This is a genomic window from Lysobacter auxotrophicus (assembly GCF_027924565.1).
Lineage (GTDB): Bacteria > Pseudomonadota > Gammaproteobacteria > Xanthomonadales > Xanthomonadaceae > Lysobacter_J > Lysobacter_J auxotrophicus.
This window is the reverse complement of the sequence record NZ_AP027041.1, coordinates 3,230,919-3,245,508: the sequence shown is the minus strand read 5'-3', so window position 1 is coordinate 3,245,508 and position 14,590 is coordinate 3,230,919. Positions and strand designations below refer to the sequence as shown.

Annotated in this window: 12 protein-coding genes and 1 pseudogene; 7 read left to right on the top strand and 6 right to left on the bottom strand. The window is 68.4% G+C overall.

The features are described from left to right. Positions 1 to 17 precede the first annotated feature (17 nt). The 3 genes from pdxH to LA521A_RS14780 are packed head-to-tail and all read left to right on the top strand — an operon-like array spanning position 18 to position 1,872. A complete protein-coding gene (pdxH, locus tag LA521A_RS14790; protein WP_281779630.1) occupies positions 18 to 620 on the top strand; it encodes a pyridoxamine 5'-phosphate oxidase in 603 nt (200 codons plus the stop codon). After that, a complete protein-coding gene (gene aac(6') / locus LA521A_RS14785; protein WP_281779629.1) occupies positions 617 to 1,078 on the top strand; it encodes an aminoglycoside 6'-N-acetyltransferase in 462 nt (153 codons plus the stop codon). Before pdxH ends, aac(6') begins: the two co-directional genes overlap by 4 nt. Further along, complete coding sequence (locus LA521A_RS14780) at positions 1,075 to 1,872, top strand: cobalamin-binding protein (protein WP_281779628.1); 798 nt, start codon at positions 1,075 to 1,077, stop codon at positions 1,870 to 1,872. Before aac(6') ends, LA521A_RS14780 begins: the two co-directional genes overlap by 4 nt. 221 nt (positions 1,873 to 2,093) lie before the next feature. Here the strand turns inward: LA521A_RS14780 and LA521A_RS14775 are convergent, their stop codons facing one another. From LA521A_RS14775 to LA521A_RS14760, 4 genes are all read right to left on the bottom strand, one after another. Further along, the gene (locus LA521A_RS14775) at positions 2,094 to 2,285 is read right to left on the bottom strand and encodes a hypothetical protein (RefSeq protein WP_281779627.1); all 192 of its coding nucleotides are present in this window, start codon (positions 2,283 to 2,285) and stop codon (positions 2,094 to 2,096) included. A gap of 670 nt (positions 2,286 to 2,955) precedes the next feature. Then, positions 2,956 to 3,453, bottom strand: a complete 498-nt coding sequence (locus LA521A_RS14770) for a DUF4426 domain-containing protein (protein ID WP_281779626.1) — start codon at positions 3,451 to 3,453, stop codon at positions 2,956 to 2,958. Between the two features lie 18 nt (positions 3,454 to 3,471). Continuing rightward, positions 3,472 to 4,308, bottom strand: a complete 837-nt coding sequence (gene proC, locus LA521A_RS14765; protein WP_281779625.1) for a pyrroline-5-carboxylate reductase — start codon at positions 4,306 to 4,308, stop codon at positions 3,472 to 3,474. Positions 4,309 to 4,360: 52 nt separating this feature from the next. After that, positions 4,361 to 5,044, bottom strand: coding sequence for a YggS family pyridoxal phosphate-dependent enzyme (locus LA521A_RS14760; RefSeq protein WP_281779624.1), 684 nt, complete (start codon positions 5,042 to 5,044; stop codon positions 4,361 to 4,363). A gap of 111 nt (positions 5,045 to 5,155) precedes the next feature. Here LA521A_RS14760 and LA521A_RS14755 point away from each other — a divergent pair, with 111 nt between their 5' ends. Both LA521A_RS14755 and LA521A_RS14750 read left to right on the top strand, forming a co-directional pair. Continuing rightward, positions 5,156 to 6,193 carry a type IV pilus twitching motility protein PilT gene (locus tag LA521A_RS14755; protein WP_281779623.1) on the top strand — a complete coding sequence of 346 codons (1,038 nt, stop codon included), beginning with the start codon at positions 5,156 to 5,158 and terminating at the stop codon, positions 6,191 to 6,193. Between the two features lie 129 nt (positions 6,194 to 6,322). Beyond that, positions 6,323 to 7,498 carry a PilT/PilU family type 4a pilus ATPase gene (locus tag LA521A_RS14750; RefSeq protein WP_281779622.1) on the top strand — a complete coding sequence of 392 codons (1,176 nt, stop codon included), beginning with the start codon at positions 6,323 to 6,325 and terminating at the stop codon, positions 7,496 to 7,498. 374 nt (positions 7,499 to 7,872) lie between these two features. On the opposite strand, the gene LA521A_RS14745 is transcribed toward LA521A_RS14750, so the two are convergent. Further along, the gene (locus tag LA521A_RS14745; protein ID WP_281779621.1) at positions 7,873 to 10,158 is read right to left on the bottom strand and encodes a hybrid sensor histidine kinase/response regulator; all 2,286 of its coding nucleotides are present in this window, start codon (positions 10,156 to 10,158) and stop codon (positions 7,873 to 7,875) included. A 264-nt stretch (positions 10,159 to 10,422) separates the two neighbouring features. On the opposite strand from LA521A_RS14745, the pseudogene LA521A_RS19040 reads away from it, so the two are divergent. Together LA521A_RS19040 and LA521A_RS14730 are read left to right on the top strand one after the other, a co-directional pair. Next, positions 10,423 to 10,879: pseudogene (locus tag LA521A_RS19040) on the top strand (STAS domain-containing protein); the annotation flags it as partial. Positions 10,880 to 10,992: 113 nt separating this feature from the next. Beyond that, a complete protein-coding gene (locus LA521A_RS14730; protein WP_281779618.1) occupies positions 10,993 to 13,860 on the top strand; it encodes an ATP-binding protein in 2,868 nt (955 codons plus the stop codon). Positions 13,861 to 13,869: 9 nt separating this feature from the next. Here LA521A_RS14730 and LA521A_RS14725 read toward each other — a convergent pair whose 3' ends face one another. Further along, a complete protein-coding gene (locus tag LA521A_RS14725) occupies positions 13,870 to 14,439 on the bottom strand; it encodes a DNA-3-methyladenine glycosylase I (RefSeq protein ID WP_281779617.1) in 570 nt (189 codons plus the stop codon). Between the last annotated feature and the right edge of the window lie 151 nt (positions 14,440 to 14,590).

The window sequence follows — 14,590 nt, the reverse complement described above, 5'->3', positions numbered from 1 at the left end:
CGGCCCACAATAGCGCAATGGACACGCCCGACCTGCTCAAAGAAGCCCTCGCCACGTTCGACGTGCTGTTCGACGAAGCGCAACGTGCCGGCGAGCCCGACCGGACCGCGATGACGGTTGCCACCGCCAGCCTCGACGCGCGACCGTCCGCGCGCACGGTGCTGCTCAAGGCGCACGACGCGCGCGGGTTCGTGTTCTACACGCACCTGGACGGACGCAAGGGCCGCGAACTGCAGGCCAATCCGCATGCGGCGCTGCTGTTCCACTGGCCGCGCGTGCGCGACGGCGTGCAGGTGCGCATCGAAGGGCCGGTCGAGATCGTGAGCGACGAGGAAGCCGACGCGTATTTCGCGTCGCGTCCGCGTGGCAGCCAGCTCGGCGCGTGGGCGTCGAAACAGTCCGAAACGCTGGAAGCGCGCGAGCAGTTCGAGGAGCGTCTGGCGCAGGCCGATCGCGAATTCGAAGGCCGCGACGTGCCGCGTCCGCCGCGCTGGACGGGACTTCGCGTGAAGCCGGACACCATCGAATTCTGGTACGGCGCGAATTTCCGTCTGCACGAACGCCAGGCCTACGAGCGCGACGTCGCCGGCGACTGGCATCGCCGGATGCTGTTCCCGTGAGCGACGCGGTCGCGGTGCGTCGCGCGGCGGCAGGCGATGTCGCGGCGTGGCACGCGCTGCGCATCGCGCTGTGGCCGGATGCGGACGAGACGCTGGACGAGCTTCGCGCGCAGTTGCAGCGCGACGACGCGGCGACGTGGCTGGCGTTCGACGCGGACGACCGCGCTATCGCCTTCGCCGAAGCGGGCCTGCGCCGCGATTACGTCAACGGCACCGAAACCTCGCCGGTCGGTTTCCTCGAAGGCCTCTACGTGGTCGAAGCCTGGCGGCGCAGCGGCGTCGGTCGCGCGCTGGTCGCGGCGGTCGAGGAATGGACGCGCGGGCAGGGCTGCAGCGAACTCGCATCGGACGCGCTGATCGACAACCTGCAAAGCCACGCCGCGCACGCGGCGTACGGATTCGAGGAAACCGAGCGCGTGGTGTACTTCCGCAAGCTTCTGCCGGGAGCGCCGCGATGACGCATGGTCCGCGCCGCATCGTCTGCCTCACCGAGGAGCCGACCGAAACGCTTTACGCGCTGGGCGAACAGGACCGCATCGTCGGCATCAGCGGTTTCACCGTGCGCCCGGCGATCGCGCGGAAGGAAAAGCCGAAAGTCAGCGCGTTCACCAGCGCGAAGATCGGCGAGATCCTCAAGCTCAAGCCCGACTTCGTCATCGGGTTTTCCGACATCCAGGCGGAGATCGCCGGCGAGCTGATCCGCCACGGCGTCGAGGTGTGGATCAGCAACCACCGCAGCGTGGACGGCATCATCGACTACGTGCGCCGCCTCGGCGCGCTGGTCGGCGCGGCCGATCGCGCGAACGCGTACGCGGATGGACTCGCGCGCGGGCTCGACGACATCGCCGCGCGGGCCGCGACGTTGCCGCAGCGCCCGAAGGTGTATTTCGAGGAATGGGACGAGCCGCTGATCAGCGGCATCCAGTGGGTCGCCGAACTGGTGCGCATCGCCGGCGGCGACGACATCTTCCCCGAGCGCGCGGCCGAATCGCTGGCGAAGCAACGCATTCTGGAAGACCCGTTCGAAGTGGTGCGACGCGCGCCGGACATCGTCCTGGGGTCGTGGTGCGGCAAGAAGTTCCGCCCGGAAAAGGTCGCCGCCCGCGCGGGCTGGGACGCGATTCCCGCCGTGCGCGACGGCGAGCTGCACGAGATCAAGTCGCCGATCATCCTGCAACCGGGCCCGGCAGCGCTGACGGATGGGGTGGGGGAGATGGCGAAGGTGATACGGGAGTGGGCCGGGCGGCGGTGACGATCGCTTTCTGGTTTGGCGTTGCCCATGTTGCGGCTGGCGACGGAACAACCTCACCGTCATTCCAGCGAAAGCTGGAACCCATTTTGATCTTGCTCTGCTCTTGCTCTGCTCTTGCTCTGCTCTGCTCTTGCCTTGCGCGTCGCTCGTAGGCTTCGCTCCTGCTCTTGATCGTCATCCCGGCGAAAGCCGGGACCCAGGCCCGTAACGCTCGGGCTCTCTCATGGTGGCGGAACAACCTCACCGTCATTCCAGCGAAAGCTGGAACCCATGTTGATGTCGCTCTCGCTCTCGCTCTCGCTCTCGCTCTTGCTCTTGCTCTTGCTCTTGCTCTTGCTCTCGCCGTGCCGCGTCGCGTCGCTTCCGCTCTTGATCGTCATCCCCGCGAAGGCGGGGATCCAGGGACGTTCCACGCTTTCCCGTTGCTCTTCAGATCATCACTTCATGGCTCAGCGCTCACCGCCGTACACCCTTTGCGGCGCCCGTTGGGGCTAGTGATTTGATTGGCGGTTCAACAGCAACAGCAACAGCAACAGCAAGCGCTCAGCCTTTGTAGCCCGGGTAAGCGAAGCGCACCCGGGGACGCGACCACTCCTCCGCCCCGGGTGCGCTTCGCTTACCCGGGCTACAAGAGCAGATGGGTTCCAGCTTTCGCTGGAATGACGGCAGGTGGTTTGCGAGACGAGAGTGCCCGTGTGATACGGGCCTGGGTCCCGGCCTTCGCCGGGATGACGATATTGCGCTGTGTCGCTCTCGTGCCCGGTCAAGCGCGGTCCCAACGGGACAGTGCGACGAAACCCCGGGTGCGCTTCGCTTACCCGGGCTACAAGAGCAGATGGGTTTCAGCTTTCGCTGGAATGACGGCAGGTGGTTTGCGAGATGAGGGTGCCTGTGCGTTGCGGGCCTGGGTCCCGGCCTTCGCCGGGATGTCGATGTTCCCGGTGTGTCGCTCTCGTGTCCGGTCAAGCGCGGTCCCAACGGGCAGTGTTCCGCCACCATGAGAGAGCCCGAGCGTTACGGGCCTGGGTCCCGGCCTTCGCCGGGATGACGATGGTCCCGGCGCTTCGCTGCACTACGCCGCCATCACCGCGGATAAACATCCCGGCTGAACTGCATCTGCGAGGTCGCGCCGCCTTCGCGGACGATCTGCACGTCGAAGCGCAACGTGTCGGGCGGGGACACGTCCACCGTGCCGACGTAATCGAGCAACGCCGCCGCGCCTTCGCCGCTGCGCAGTTCGCGCATGTCGATGACGTGCTTGCGGCCGCGCAGGTCGGTCGCGGTGGCGATGATCTGCGCCGGCAATGCGGTTTCCTGCGCGCTGTCGCCACGGCGCACGCCGATGAGCAGCATCACGGTGTCGTCGCCGCGCGCGATGCCGTACTGGCGCGCGACCTGTTCGCTCAGGCTGGAGGTCGGGATCGCGGAAGCGCGGATCGTGACGTCGCCGATGCGGCTGACCGCCTCCTGCGTTGCGGACGCGCCCGACGGCGGCGAAGGCGGCGCGGGCGGTGCACTGCTGCCGCCGCAGGCGGCGAGCGCGAGGCTGGCGGACAGGGACAAGGCGAGGACGTGGCGCATGGTTCGCTCCGGTCGGGTTCAGTCGTTCGCGGCGGACAGCTGGCGGCCGCGCTGCGTCGCCGCGGCGATCGCGCGGCCGACGAGTTCGCGGAAACCGCCCGCTTCGAAGGTTTCGATCGCTGCCTGCGTGGTGCCGCCGGGCGAAGTGACGCGGGCGCGCAGCACGTCGGCGGGTTCGGCCTGCTTGACCAGCATCGTCGCCGCGCCGAGCAGCGTCTGCTGCACGAGCGCGCGCGCGGCGTCGGGCGACAGGCCCTGCGCGACGCCCGCCGCCTGCATCGCCTCGGCGAGCAGGAACACGTAGGCCGGGCCGCTGCCCGAAACGGCGGTGACCGCGTCCATCGTGGCCTCGTCATCGATCCACACCGTCGGGCCGACCGCGTCGAGCAGCGCGTCCGCATCGGCGCGCTGCGCGTCGGACGTGCGCGCGTTGGCGAACAGGCCGGTGATGCCGGCGCCGAGCAGCGCGGGCGTGTTCGGCATCGCGCGCACGACGGGCAGGTCGCCGCCGAGCCAGCGCTCCAGCTGCGCGGTGGTGATGCCGGCGGCGATCGACACCACCAGCGGGCGCCTTGCCTGCGCGAGCGGGACCAGTGCGGCGCTGACCTCGCGCATCACCTGCGGCTTGACCGCCAGCACCCACACGTCGGCGCCTTCGGCCGCGGCGGTGGCGTGCTCGGCGCAGGTCACGCCGAAGTCCTGCTGCAGGCCGTCGCGCAGTGCGGCGACGGGTTCGGCGACGCGGATCGCGTCGGCGGGTCGGCCGCGCGCGACGAGGCCGCCGATCAGGCTGCGGGCCATGTTGCCGCCGCCGATGAAGGCGACGGTCGGGGTACGGGAAGCGGAATCGTTCATGCGGGCAGGATACCAACGCGCGAACGACGGCAATGCCGGCCCGCGTTCGGGGCTATGCGTCCTTGCGCGGCCGCGCGCCGAACAGCGCCGTGCCGATCCGCACCATCGTGGCGCCCTCGGCGATCGCGATGGCGTGGTCGTCGCTCATGCCCATCGAGAGCGTGTCGACGGCCGGGTATCCGGCGCGCAGCGCGTCGAACAGCGCGTGCGTGCGGCGGAAGGCGTCGCGTCGCTGTTCGGGGTCCGGATGCGGGGTCGGGATGACCATCAGCCCGCGCAGGTGCAGGCGGGGCTGGGTGGCGATGGCCCGCGCGAGGGCGGGGACGTCGTCCGGCTGGCAGCCGTGCTTGCTGGCCTCGTCGTCGATGTTCACCTGGATCAGCACGTTGAGCGGCGGGCGGTCGTCGGCGCGATGCCGGGCCAGCGCCTCCACCAGCTTGGGCCGGTCCACCGTCTGGACCCAGTCGAAGATCGCCGCGGCCTCTTTGGCCTTGTTCGACTGGAGGTGGCCGATGAGGTGCCACTCCAGCCCGCGCCCTTCCAGCGCGGCCGCCTTGGCCATGGCCTCCTGGACGTAGTTCTCGCCGAAGGCCCGCTGGCCGGCATTGGCCAATTCCGCGACGGCCGTCGCATCCTGGGTCTTGCTGACTGCGAGCAGGCGCGGCTCTGGCCGACCGGCCCGGGCCGCCGCGTTCTGGAGCTGGAGCAGGATGTCCTTCAGGGCGCGCGCGCGCACGTCTCAATTCCCGTAGAAAGTGCTGGAAAAGGGGCAAGGGGGGAGGGCTATACTGCGGTCCAGGGGTAGTTCCGTTCCACAGTTTCACTCCAGAAGTGCAGGGGAGCACGCATGGATATCGCCGAACTTCTGGCGTTCTCGGTCAAGAACAAAGCATCCGACCTGCATCTGTCCGCCGGCCTGCCGCCGATGATCCGCGTGGACGGCGACGTGCGCCGCATCAACATCCCGGCGCTGGACCACAAGCAGGTGCACGCGCTGGTGTACGACATCATGTCGGACAAGCAGCGCCGCGACTACGAGGAATTCCTCGAGGTCGACTTCTCGTTCGAAATTCCCGGCCTGGCGCGCTTCCGCGTCAACGCGTTCAACCAGAACCGCGGCGCCGGCGCGGTCTTCCGTACGATTCCGTCGGAAGTGCTCACGCTGGACGATCTGGCCTGCCCGCCGATCTTCCGCGAGCTCATCCAGCAGCCGCAGGGCCTGATCCTGGTGACCGGCCCGACCGGTTCGGGCAAGTCGACCACGCTGGCGGCGATGATCGACCACATCAACAAGAACGAATACGGCCACATCCTCTCCGTCGAGGATCCGATCGAATTCGTGCACACCTCGCAGAAGTGCCTGATCAACCAGCGCGAGGTGCACCGCGACACGCACGGCTTCAACGAGGCGCTGCGTTCGGCGCTTCGCGAAGACCCCGACTACATCCTCGTCGGCGAGTTGCGCGACCTGGAAACCATCCGCCTGGCGCTGACTGCCGCGGAAACCGGCCACCTGGTGTTCGGCACGCTGCACACCTCGTCGGCGGCCAAGACGGTGGACCGCATCATCGACGTGTTCCCCGCCGGCGAAAAGCCGATGGTGCGCTCGATGCTGTCCGAATCGCTGCGCGCGGTGATCTCGCAGTCGCTGTTGAAGAAGGTCGGCGGCGGTCGTACCGCGGCATGGGAAATCATGGTCGGCATCCCGGCCATCCGTAACCTGATCCGCGAAGACAAGGTCGCGCAGATGTACTCGGCGATCCAGACCGGCCAGAACTACGGAATGATGACGCTCGACCAGCACCTGCAGGACCTCGTCAAGCGCGGCCTCATCCTGCGTCCGCAGGCGAAGGAATACGCGAAGGACAAGCGCTTGTTCGAGTAAGCCGGAAACCGGGGATTCGGGAATCGGAATCGTTGAACGCCGGGAGGCGGGCGTGGAAGCGGGAATGCGGGCATTGGCCCTTGCGATTCCCCGAGCTCCATTCCCGATTCCCGTCATAGGGGAAAACGCATGAACACCAGCACCAACGGCACCACGCCCGCCGCCAGCGCCGCCACCGGCGCCGTCGACTTCACCTCGTTCCTGAAGCTGATGGCGCACCAGAAGGCGTCCGACCTGTTCATCACCGCCGGCATGCCGCCGTCGATGAAGGTGCACGGCAAGATCTCGCCGATCACCCAGAACGCGCTGACGCCGCAGCAGTCCCGCGACATGGTGCTCAACGTGATGAACCCGCAGCAGCGCGAGGAGTTCGAGAAGACGCACGAGTGCAACTTCGCCATCGGCGTTGCGGGCGTCGGCCGCTTCCGCGTGAGCTGCTTCTACCAGCGCAACCAGGTCGGCATGGTGCTGCGTCGCATCGAGACCAAGATCCCGACGGTGGAGGAGCTGAACCTGCCGCCGGTGATCAAGACGCTGGCGATGACCAAGCGCGGCATCATCATCTTCGTCGGTGCCACCGGTACCGGTAAGTCGACCTCGCTGGCGGCGATGATCGGCTATCGCAACATGAACTCGACCGGCCACATCATCACCATCGAGGACCCGATCGAATTCGTGCACAAGCACGAGGGCTGCATCATCACGCAGCGCGAAGTGGGCATCGACACCGACAGCTGGGAAGCGGCGCTGAAGAACACGCTGCGCCAGGCGCCGGACGTGATCATGATCGGCGAGGTGCGCACGCGCGAAGGCATGGACCACGCCATCGCGTTCGCCGAAACCGGCCACCTGGTGCTGTGCACGCTGCACGCGAACAACGCCAACCAGGCGATGGACCGCATCATCAACTTCTTCCCGGAAGACCGCCGCCAGCAGCTGCTGATGGATCTTTCGCTCAACCTCAAGGGCGTGGTCGCGCAGCAGCTGATCCCGACGCCGGACGGCAAGGGCCGTCGCGTCGCGATGGAAATCCTGCTGGGCACGCCGCTGGTGCAGGACTACATCCGCGACGGCGAGATCCACAAGCTCAAGGAACTGATGAAGGAATCCGTGCAGCTGGGCATGAAGACCTTCGACCAGGCGCTGTTCGAGCTTTACCAGGCCGGCGACATCTCCTACGAGGACGCGCTGCGTTACGCCGACTCGCAGAACGAGGTGCGCCTGCGCATCAAGCTCGCGCAGGGCGGGGACGCGCGCACGCTGGCGGCCGGCCTCGACGGCGTGGAGCTGGCGCAGGTCCGCTGAGGTCCGGTTCCGTTCCGGTGCCGGTTCGCGATAGATGAAAGCCCCGCGCATGCGGGGCTTTTCTTATTGCGCGGCAGCGACGTGGACGTTTGATCGTCATCCCGCGACGGCGGGGATCCGGGGACGTTCCACGCTTCCGCGTCACCCCTTCGGCCCGTGGCTCCCCGCAATCGACCCATCGCGTCATTCGTCAGCCATGACACGCCTGCCTGCTGGATTCCCGCCTTCGCGGGAATGACGGGTGCCTGAGGCATCCGCGCAATCGACCCATCGCGTCATTCGTCAGCCATGACACGCCTGCCTGCTGGATTCCCACCTTCGCGGGAATGACGGGCAGTCGCCCAGCGCGTGCTACGTCGCGGTACCAGCAAGCCTCACGACACCGCCGCATTCGACCGCGTGCGGGCGGACGCCTGCAGCCACTGCATCAGGTCCGGGATGTCCACCGGCTTGATGAAATGCCGGTCGAAGCCCGCATCGCGCGCGTGCTGCACGTCATCGGGCTGGCCGTAACCGCTGATGGCGACCAGATGCACCGCATCGCCGCCGGGCGCCAGGCGTATGCGACGGGCCACTTCGAAGCCGTCGATGTCCGGCAGGCCCAGGTCGAGCAGGACGATGTCCGGCCGCCATCGCGCGACCAGATCGAGCGCGCCAGCACCGTTGCGCGCGGTGCGCACCTGCGCGCCCTGGATGTCCAGCAGTGCGGCGAGCGAATCGGCGTAATCCTCGCGGTCGTCCACCACCAGGATGCGCCGCGCGGCCAGCGCGCCGGCGTGCGCGGGTTCGCTCGGCGCGTCGTCGTGCACCGCATCGCGCGATACCAGCGGCAAACGCACGACGAACTCCGACCCTTCGCCCGGCCCGCTGCTGTGCGCACGCACGGTGCCGCCGTGCAATTCCACCAGTTGCCTAACGATCGTCAGGCCCACGCCGAGGCCGCCCTGCGACCGCGCGAGCCCGCGCTCGGCCTGTGCGAACAGGTCGAACACGCGTCCGGCGACGTCGGGCGACATGCCGATGCCGTTGTCGCTCACGCGCAGTTCGGCGTCGCCGCCTTCCACGCGGATGCGCCCGCCCGGGTCGGTGTACTTCACCGCGTTGCCGACGAGGTTGAGTGCGATCTGCTCCAGCCGACCGGCGTCGCCGAGCACCTGCACCGGCTGCGCGGTCGCGGCGAATTCGAGTTCGTGGCACTTGCCGGCGATCATCGGCTGCAGGCTGGCCAGGGCGTTGTCGACGATGGACTGCAGGTCGCACGGTTCCTGCCGCAGCGTGATCAGCCCGCGCGTGATGCGCGACACGTCGAGCAGGTCGTTCACCAGGTCGGTGAGCAGCGTCACCTGCCGGTCGATCAGCGCCGAACACCGTGCGGTGGCCAGCGCGTCGGGGCTGTTGAGCAGCAGGTAGCTCGCGTTGCGGATCGCCGCGATCGGGTTGCGCAGTTCGTGCGCGAGCATCGCGAGGAACTCGTCCTTGCGGCGCGCGGCGTCGCGCAGCGCGGCCTCGCTTTCGCGCAACGCGGCGGCGGTGCGGCGTCGCGCCGTGGCTTCGATGTCGCGCGAGATGATGATCGCGGCCGTCTGCGTGACGCGCCCGACCAGTTCGATATGCCGCGGCGTGGCTTCGCACGGCGTCGGCCAGTACAGCGCGAAGGTGCCGACGAAGGTGCCCGCGGCGGTATGGATCGGGAAACTCCAGCACGCGCGATAACCGAAACGTTCGGCGAGCCACAGCCACGGTTCCCAGCGCGGATCCTCGCGCACGTCGGCGGTCAGCACCGGCTCGCCGGTCGCGGTGGCGATCCCGCACGCGAGCGATTCCGGGCCGATGCGCAGCCCGTTCACCGCCTCGGCGTACGCATCGCCCATGCCGACGATGTGGTTGAGGGTTTCGCCTTGAGCATCGGACAGGTAGAACGCCGCGCGCACGCCGTCGTCGAGCTGTTCGGTGGCCGTGCGCACGAGCACGCCGAGCGACACCGCCAGCGGCGCGCCGTCCATCGCGGCCTGCATGGCTTCCTTCTGGCCGGCCATCCAGGCCTCGCGCTCGCGCAGCTGCGCGTCGGTCTGGCTGCGTTCGAGCAGGTCCGCGGCCTGGCGCACCAGGATGTCGAACAGGCGGAACTGGTCGGCCGAGGGCTCGTAGCCGCTGCGCCAGTGCGTGGCGAGCATGCCGAGCAATCGCCCGCTTCGCGTCAGCAGCGGCGTGCATTGCACCGCGACCATGCCGACGCGGCGGTACATCGCGAGGTCCTCGTCGGAGGCGACCGCGTCGGCGAGGATGTCGCTGGACATCACGCGTCCGCCCTTGCGCAGTGCCGCGCCGCACGCGCAGGACGAATCGGAACGCACCAGGCTCCAGAACCGCTCGGCTTCTTCCGGGAAACCGCGCGCCACCATCAGCCGCAACTGGGGGCCGTGCGCGCCGGTTTCGAGCACCTGCAGGCTGCCGAACTCCGACCGCATGATCGCCATCGCCGCATCCACCAGCTTGCGGTAGATGACGTCGCCGTCTTCCTGGTTGATGAGCTCGGCGCTGATCTGGTGCAGCAGGACCGTGTCGGCCAACTGGGTGGCGGTGAGCGGCGCCGCGTCGGACACGACCGGCGTGAGGGGAGGCGTTGGGGCGACCTGCGGCTGTCCTGAAGGGTTCGACATTCGTGCACGACCCGGATGACGCAGCTACGGTACACCTCGCCGCCGAGGCCGGTGTGAGCGCGCCAGGTTTGCGTGGCGAGCGCCCCAAGCGCGCGTCGTCGCTTGCGCGCGCGCGAGATGGGTACCGGTTCCGTCACGCCAAGCGAACGTTCTCGCGATGCACGCCACCGCAACGTCGAGCGCCGCGGCCGGCCGAGATGAGATGGCGCCCCCGCGTCGGGCCCGTTCCATGTCGCGGCGCCGCCCCGACTTGCGCTGCGCCACATCGACACGGTGATCGTCACCGTGGCGACGCAGGGCCTCGCCAAGGGCGTCATCACCGGCGTGCTGCTGACGGCGCTGTCGTTCGCGCGCCGCGCCAGTTCGATGCTGCGCGTGGAAGATCGCGTCGGGCACGACGACGCGCACGTGTACGAGGTCCACGGCGAAGTGTTTTTCGCCAGCGCGATCCAGTTCGCCAACCGCTTCGACTACCTGCATGCACCGGAGCGGGTGGTGATCGATCTCACCCGCGCGCATTTCCGGGACCAGCGCTGTCGCCGCGCTGGATCGCGTGGTACTGAAACTGCGCAAGCACGGCGCGCGCGTCGAGGTCGTCGGCCTCAACCAGGCGAGCGAGTCGCTGGTGGAGCGCCTGGGCACGTACCGGGACGAGACGGCGGACGTGCGCCCCGGGCACTCAGCGGGCGCCGCGTTCATGCCGGCGCCCGGCGGCGGCTGAACCGTCGCTTCATCTTCAAGGGCGAAGCCGGGACCGAGGCAGCACACGTTGACGGCGCCCTGCACCCGCGTGCGCGACGATGTGGCACGTGCATGCGCCCGAGACCCCGCCGGATGGCCGTAACCTCCCATAGCCTGGAACGCCGCGACGATCCGGCGCGGTCGGGCGACCTTCGTATCCAGCTCGCGCTGGATGCGGCGGGCATGGGCAGCTTCATCTGGTATCCGATGGAGGATCGCGGCGAGCCCGATGCGAGGCTGCTCGCCCTGTTCGGACTGCCGCCGAACACCACGATGAGCATGGTCGAGGCGTTGTCGTCGCTGCTCCATCCCGACGACCGCGAGCGCTATGGCGCGGCGGCGGAGCGTGCGATCGATCCGTCCGGCGACGGCATGCTTCGCGAGGACATCCGCATCCTGCGACCCGATGGCGAAGTGCGCTGGGTGGCGATCAGCGGGCAGACCTCGTTCGAAGGCGTTCCGCTCCGCCCGGTCCGCATGGACGGCATCGCCATGGACATCACCGAACGCAAGCAGGCCGAAGCGGTGCTGCGCGCCGGCGCGCGGACGCAGCGGTTCCTCGTCGCGCTCGGCGATGCGCTGCGGCCGCTTGCCGACGCCGGCGCGATCATGCGCACGGCGATGGAACTGCTCGCCGACCACCTGGACACCAATCGCGGTTATTACGGCGAGGTGGAGCACAACGGCGTCTACTGCCGCGTGCGTGACAGCTTCAACCGTGGCGTGCAGAGCCTGGATGGCCGCTACCGGCTGGACGATTACAGCCCGTCGAAGATGGACATGCTGCGCGCGGCCCACGATTTCGTGATGACCGATGCGGGGACCGACGACGGCATCACGCCGGCCGAGCGCGACCGCTACCTCGCGCTGAGCATCCGCTCGCTGATTAACGTGCCGCTGGTGAAGAACCACCGGTTCATCGCCGTGCTCGGCGTCAGCGACGAGCGGGCGCGCGAGTGGAGCGGGGAGGAGATCGAGGTCGTCCGCGAAACCGCCGAACGCACGTGGGCCGCGGTCGAACGCGCGCGTGCCGAGGCCGCGCTGCGCCAGAGCGAGGAGCGCTTCCAGCTGGTCGCGCGCAATCTCGATGCGGCGTTCTACGTCGTGGACACCTCGCAGGACCGCGTGCATTACCTCAACGAGGCGCACCGGCGGCTGTGGTCAATCGAGCCCGGGCGGCGCCGCGAGACATGGTTCCAGCGCGTGCACCCGGACGACGCGCAGCGCGTGCGCGCGCTGCATGAGGCGTTCACGCGCGGCAAGGCCGCGTCGTTCGATGCGCAGTACCGGATCGTGCTCGACGACGGTTCGGTGCGATGGATCCACGATCGCGCGACCGTCGGCGCCCGCGGCGAGGACGGCCGCGTGCGCACCATCACCGGACTGGCGCAGGACATCACGCAGCAGAAGGTCGCCGCGGGACTGTTGCGGCAGTCGGAGGAAAAATACCGGCACCTGTTCGATTCCATCGACCAGGGCTTCGCGCTGATCGAGATGATTTTCGAGAACGGCCGCGCGGTGGATTACCGCTTCGTCGAGGTGAACCCCGCCTTCGAGCGACAGACCGGCCTGGTCGATCCGATCGGGCGCACCGCGAGGCAGGTCGCGCCGGCCCTCGACCAGGCGTGGTTCGACATCTACGGCGAGGTCGCGCGCACCGGGCAGCCGCTGCGCTTCCAGCGCCGCGCCGACGCGCTGGATCGCGATTTCGACGTGTATGCGTTCCGTGTGGGGTCGGAGGATGCGCCGAAGGTCGCCGTGTTGTTCGGCGACATCACCGACCGTCGCCGCATGGAAGACGCGCTGCGCCAGGCCGATCGCCGCAAGGACGAGTTTCTCGCCACGCTCGCGCACGAGCTGCGCAATCCGCTCGCGCCGCTGCGCACGGGCCTGGAGCTGTTGCGGCGCTGGAACGAGCGCGAGGATGCCGGCGCGACGCTCGGCATGATGGAGCGGCAGGTGCGGCACCTGGTGCGGATGGTGGACGACCTGCTCGACATCAGCCGCATCAGTCGCGGCAAGGTCGAACTGGACCGTCGCCACGTGGATCTCGTGCACGAGGTGCGCGTGGCCGCCGAGGCGATGCAGGCGACGTACGAAGCGGCCAACCGATCGCTCTCCATCGACCTGACGCCGACGCCGCTGATGGCGTGCGCCGATGCCACGCGCGTGACGCAGGTGCTTGGCAACCTGCTCAGCAACGCGCTCAAGTTCACGCCCGAAGGCGGCCACGTGCGCGTGTGCCTCGCGCGCGAGGGCGACGAGGCGGTGCTGTGCGTGCGCGACGACGGCATCGGCATCGCGCACGACCATCTCGAGCAGATCTTCGCCAGCTTCATGCAGGTGGACACCTCGCTCGAACGCGGGCAGAGCGGCCTTGGCCTCGGTCTGGCGGTGGCGAAGGAACTGGTGCTGATGCACGGCGGTCGTATCCAGGCGCGCAGTGCGGGCCTCGGCCAAGGCAGCGAGTTCATGGTGCGCCTGCCGCTGGACGACGACGCGCAGACATTCGAATGCGACGTCCTCGACGTGTCGGGCGCGCCGTTCGACATCGAGCGCACGTCCGCCGAACACGCCTGGAAACGCGTGCTGGTCGTCGACGACAACCGCGCGTCCGCCGATACGCTGGCGCTGCTGCTGCGGCTGTCGGGCTTCGATGTCGCGGTCGCCTACGAGGGGCGGCAGGCGGTCGAACGCGCGAAGGCGTGGCAGCCCGAAGCGGTGGTGATGGACATCGGCATGCCCGACCTCAACGGTTTCGAAGCGTGCCGCGCGATGCGCAGCGACGCGGCCGGGCGGCCGTTCGTCGCGATCGCGTTGACAGGGTGGGGCGGCAAGGAGGCGAAAGCGGCGAGCCGCGACGCGGGCTTCGACCTCCACCTGGTGAAACCGGCCGAACCCAGCGCGATCACCGAACTGCTCCAGATGCGACTGTCGGCGCTCGCGCGACAGGCGTCGTGACGCGATCGATCAGAGCTTGCGCCGCCACGCCGGATCGAGCGGCGGCTTGAGCTTGAGGATCTTCTTCTGCACCGGGCAATCGTCGCGGTGCGCGCCGGGCAGGTAGCCCAGGCTCATCAGGAACTCGTTGGTGATCTCGCCGCCGGTGAAGCGGAAGGTCTTCTTGAATAGCTTGATCCAGCCGGCCTTGTCGCGACGCTTCCCGGCATCGTCGAGCAGGTGCGCATCGAGCCACTGCGCGAAGCCGCCATGCGAGGCACGCAGTCCGCGGATCACGTTCGCGTTGTGGATCGCGGCATCCACCTTCAGGCGATTGCGGATGATGCCGGCATCGCCCAGCAGCCGCTCGCGATCCTTGTCGCCGTACCTGGCGACCTTGTCGACGTTGAAGCCGTGGTAGGCGCGATGGAAGCCGTCGCGCTTGCGCAGCATGGTTTCCCAGCTCAGCCCGGCCTGGTTGATCTCCAGGATCAGGCGTTCGAACAGCACGGCTTCCTCGCGTTGCGGGAAGCCGTATTCGGTGTCGTGGTACGGGCCGTGGAGCGGGTGGCCCGGGGCGTGGTCGCAGTAGCCGGACATGGGTCTCTCTGGTGGTACGAATGTGCTTCGCCTGCGGCCCCAACGTCCTTCCGTCATTCCAGCGAAAGCTGGAACCCATTTCGATGCTCGCCGCCGCGACGAAGAGCGGAATCCACATGGGTTCCAGCTTTCGCTGGAATGACGGGATCAG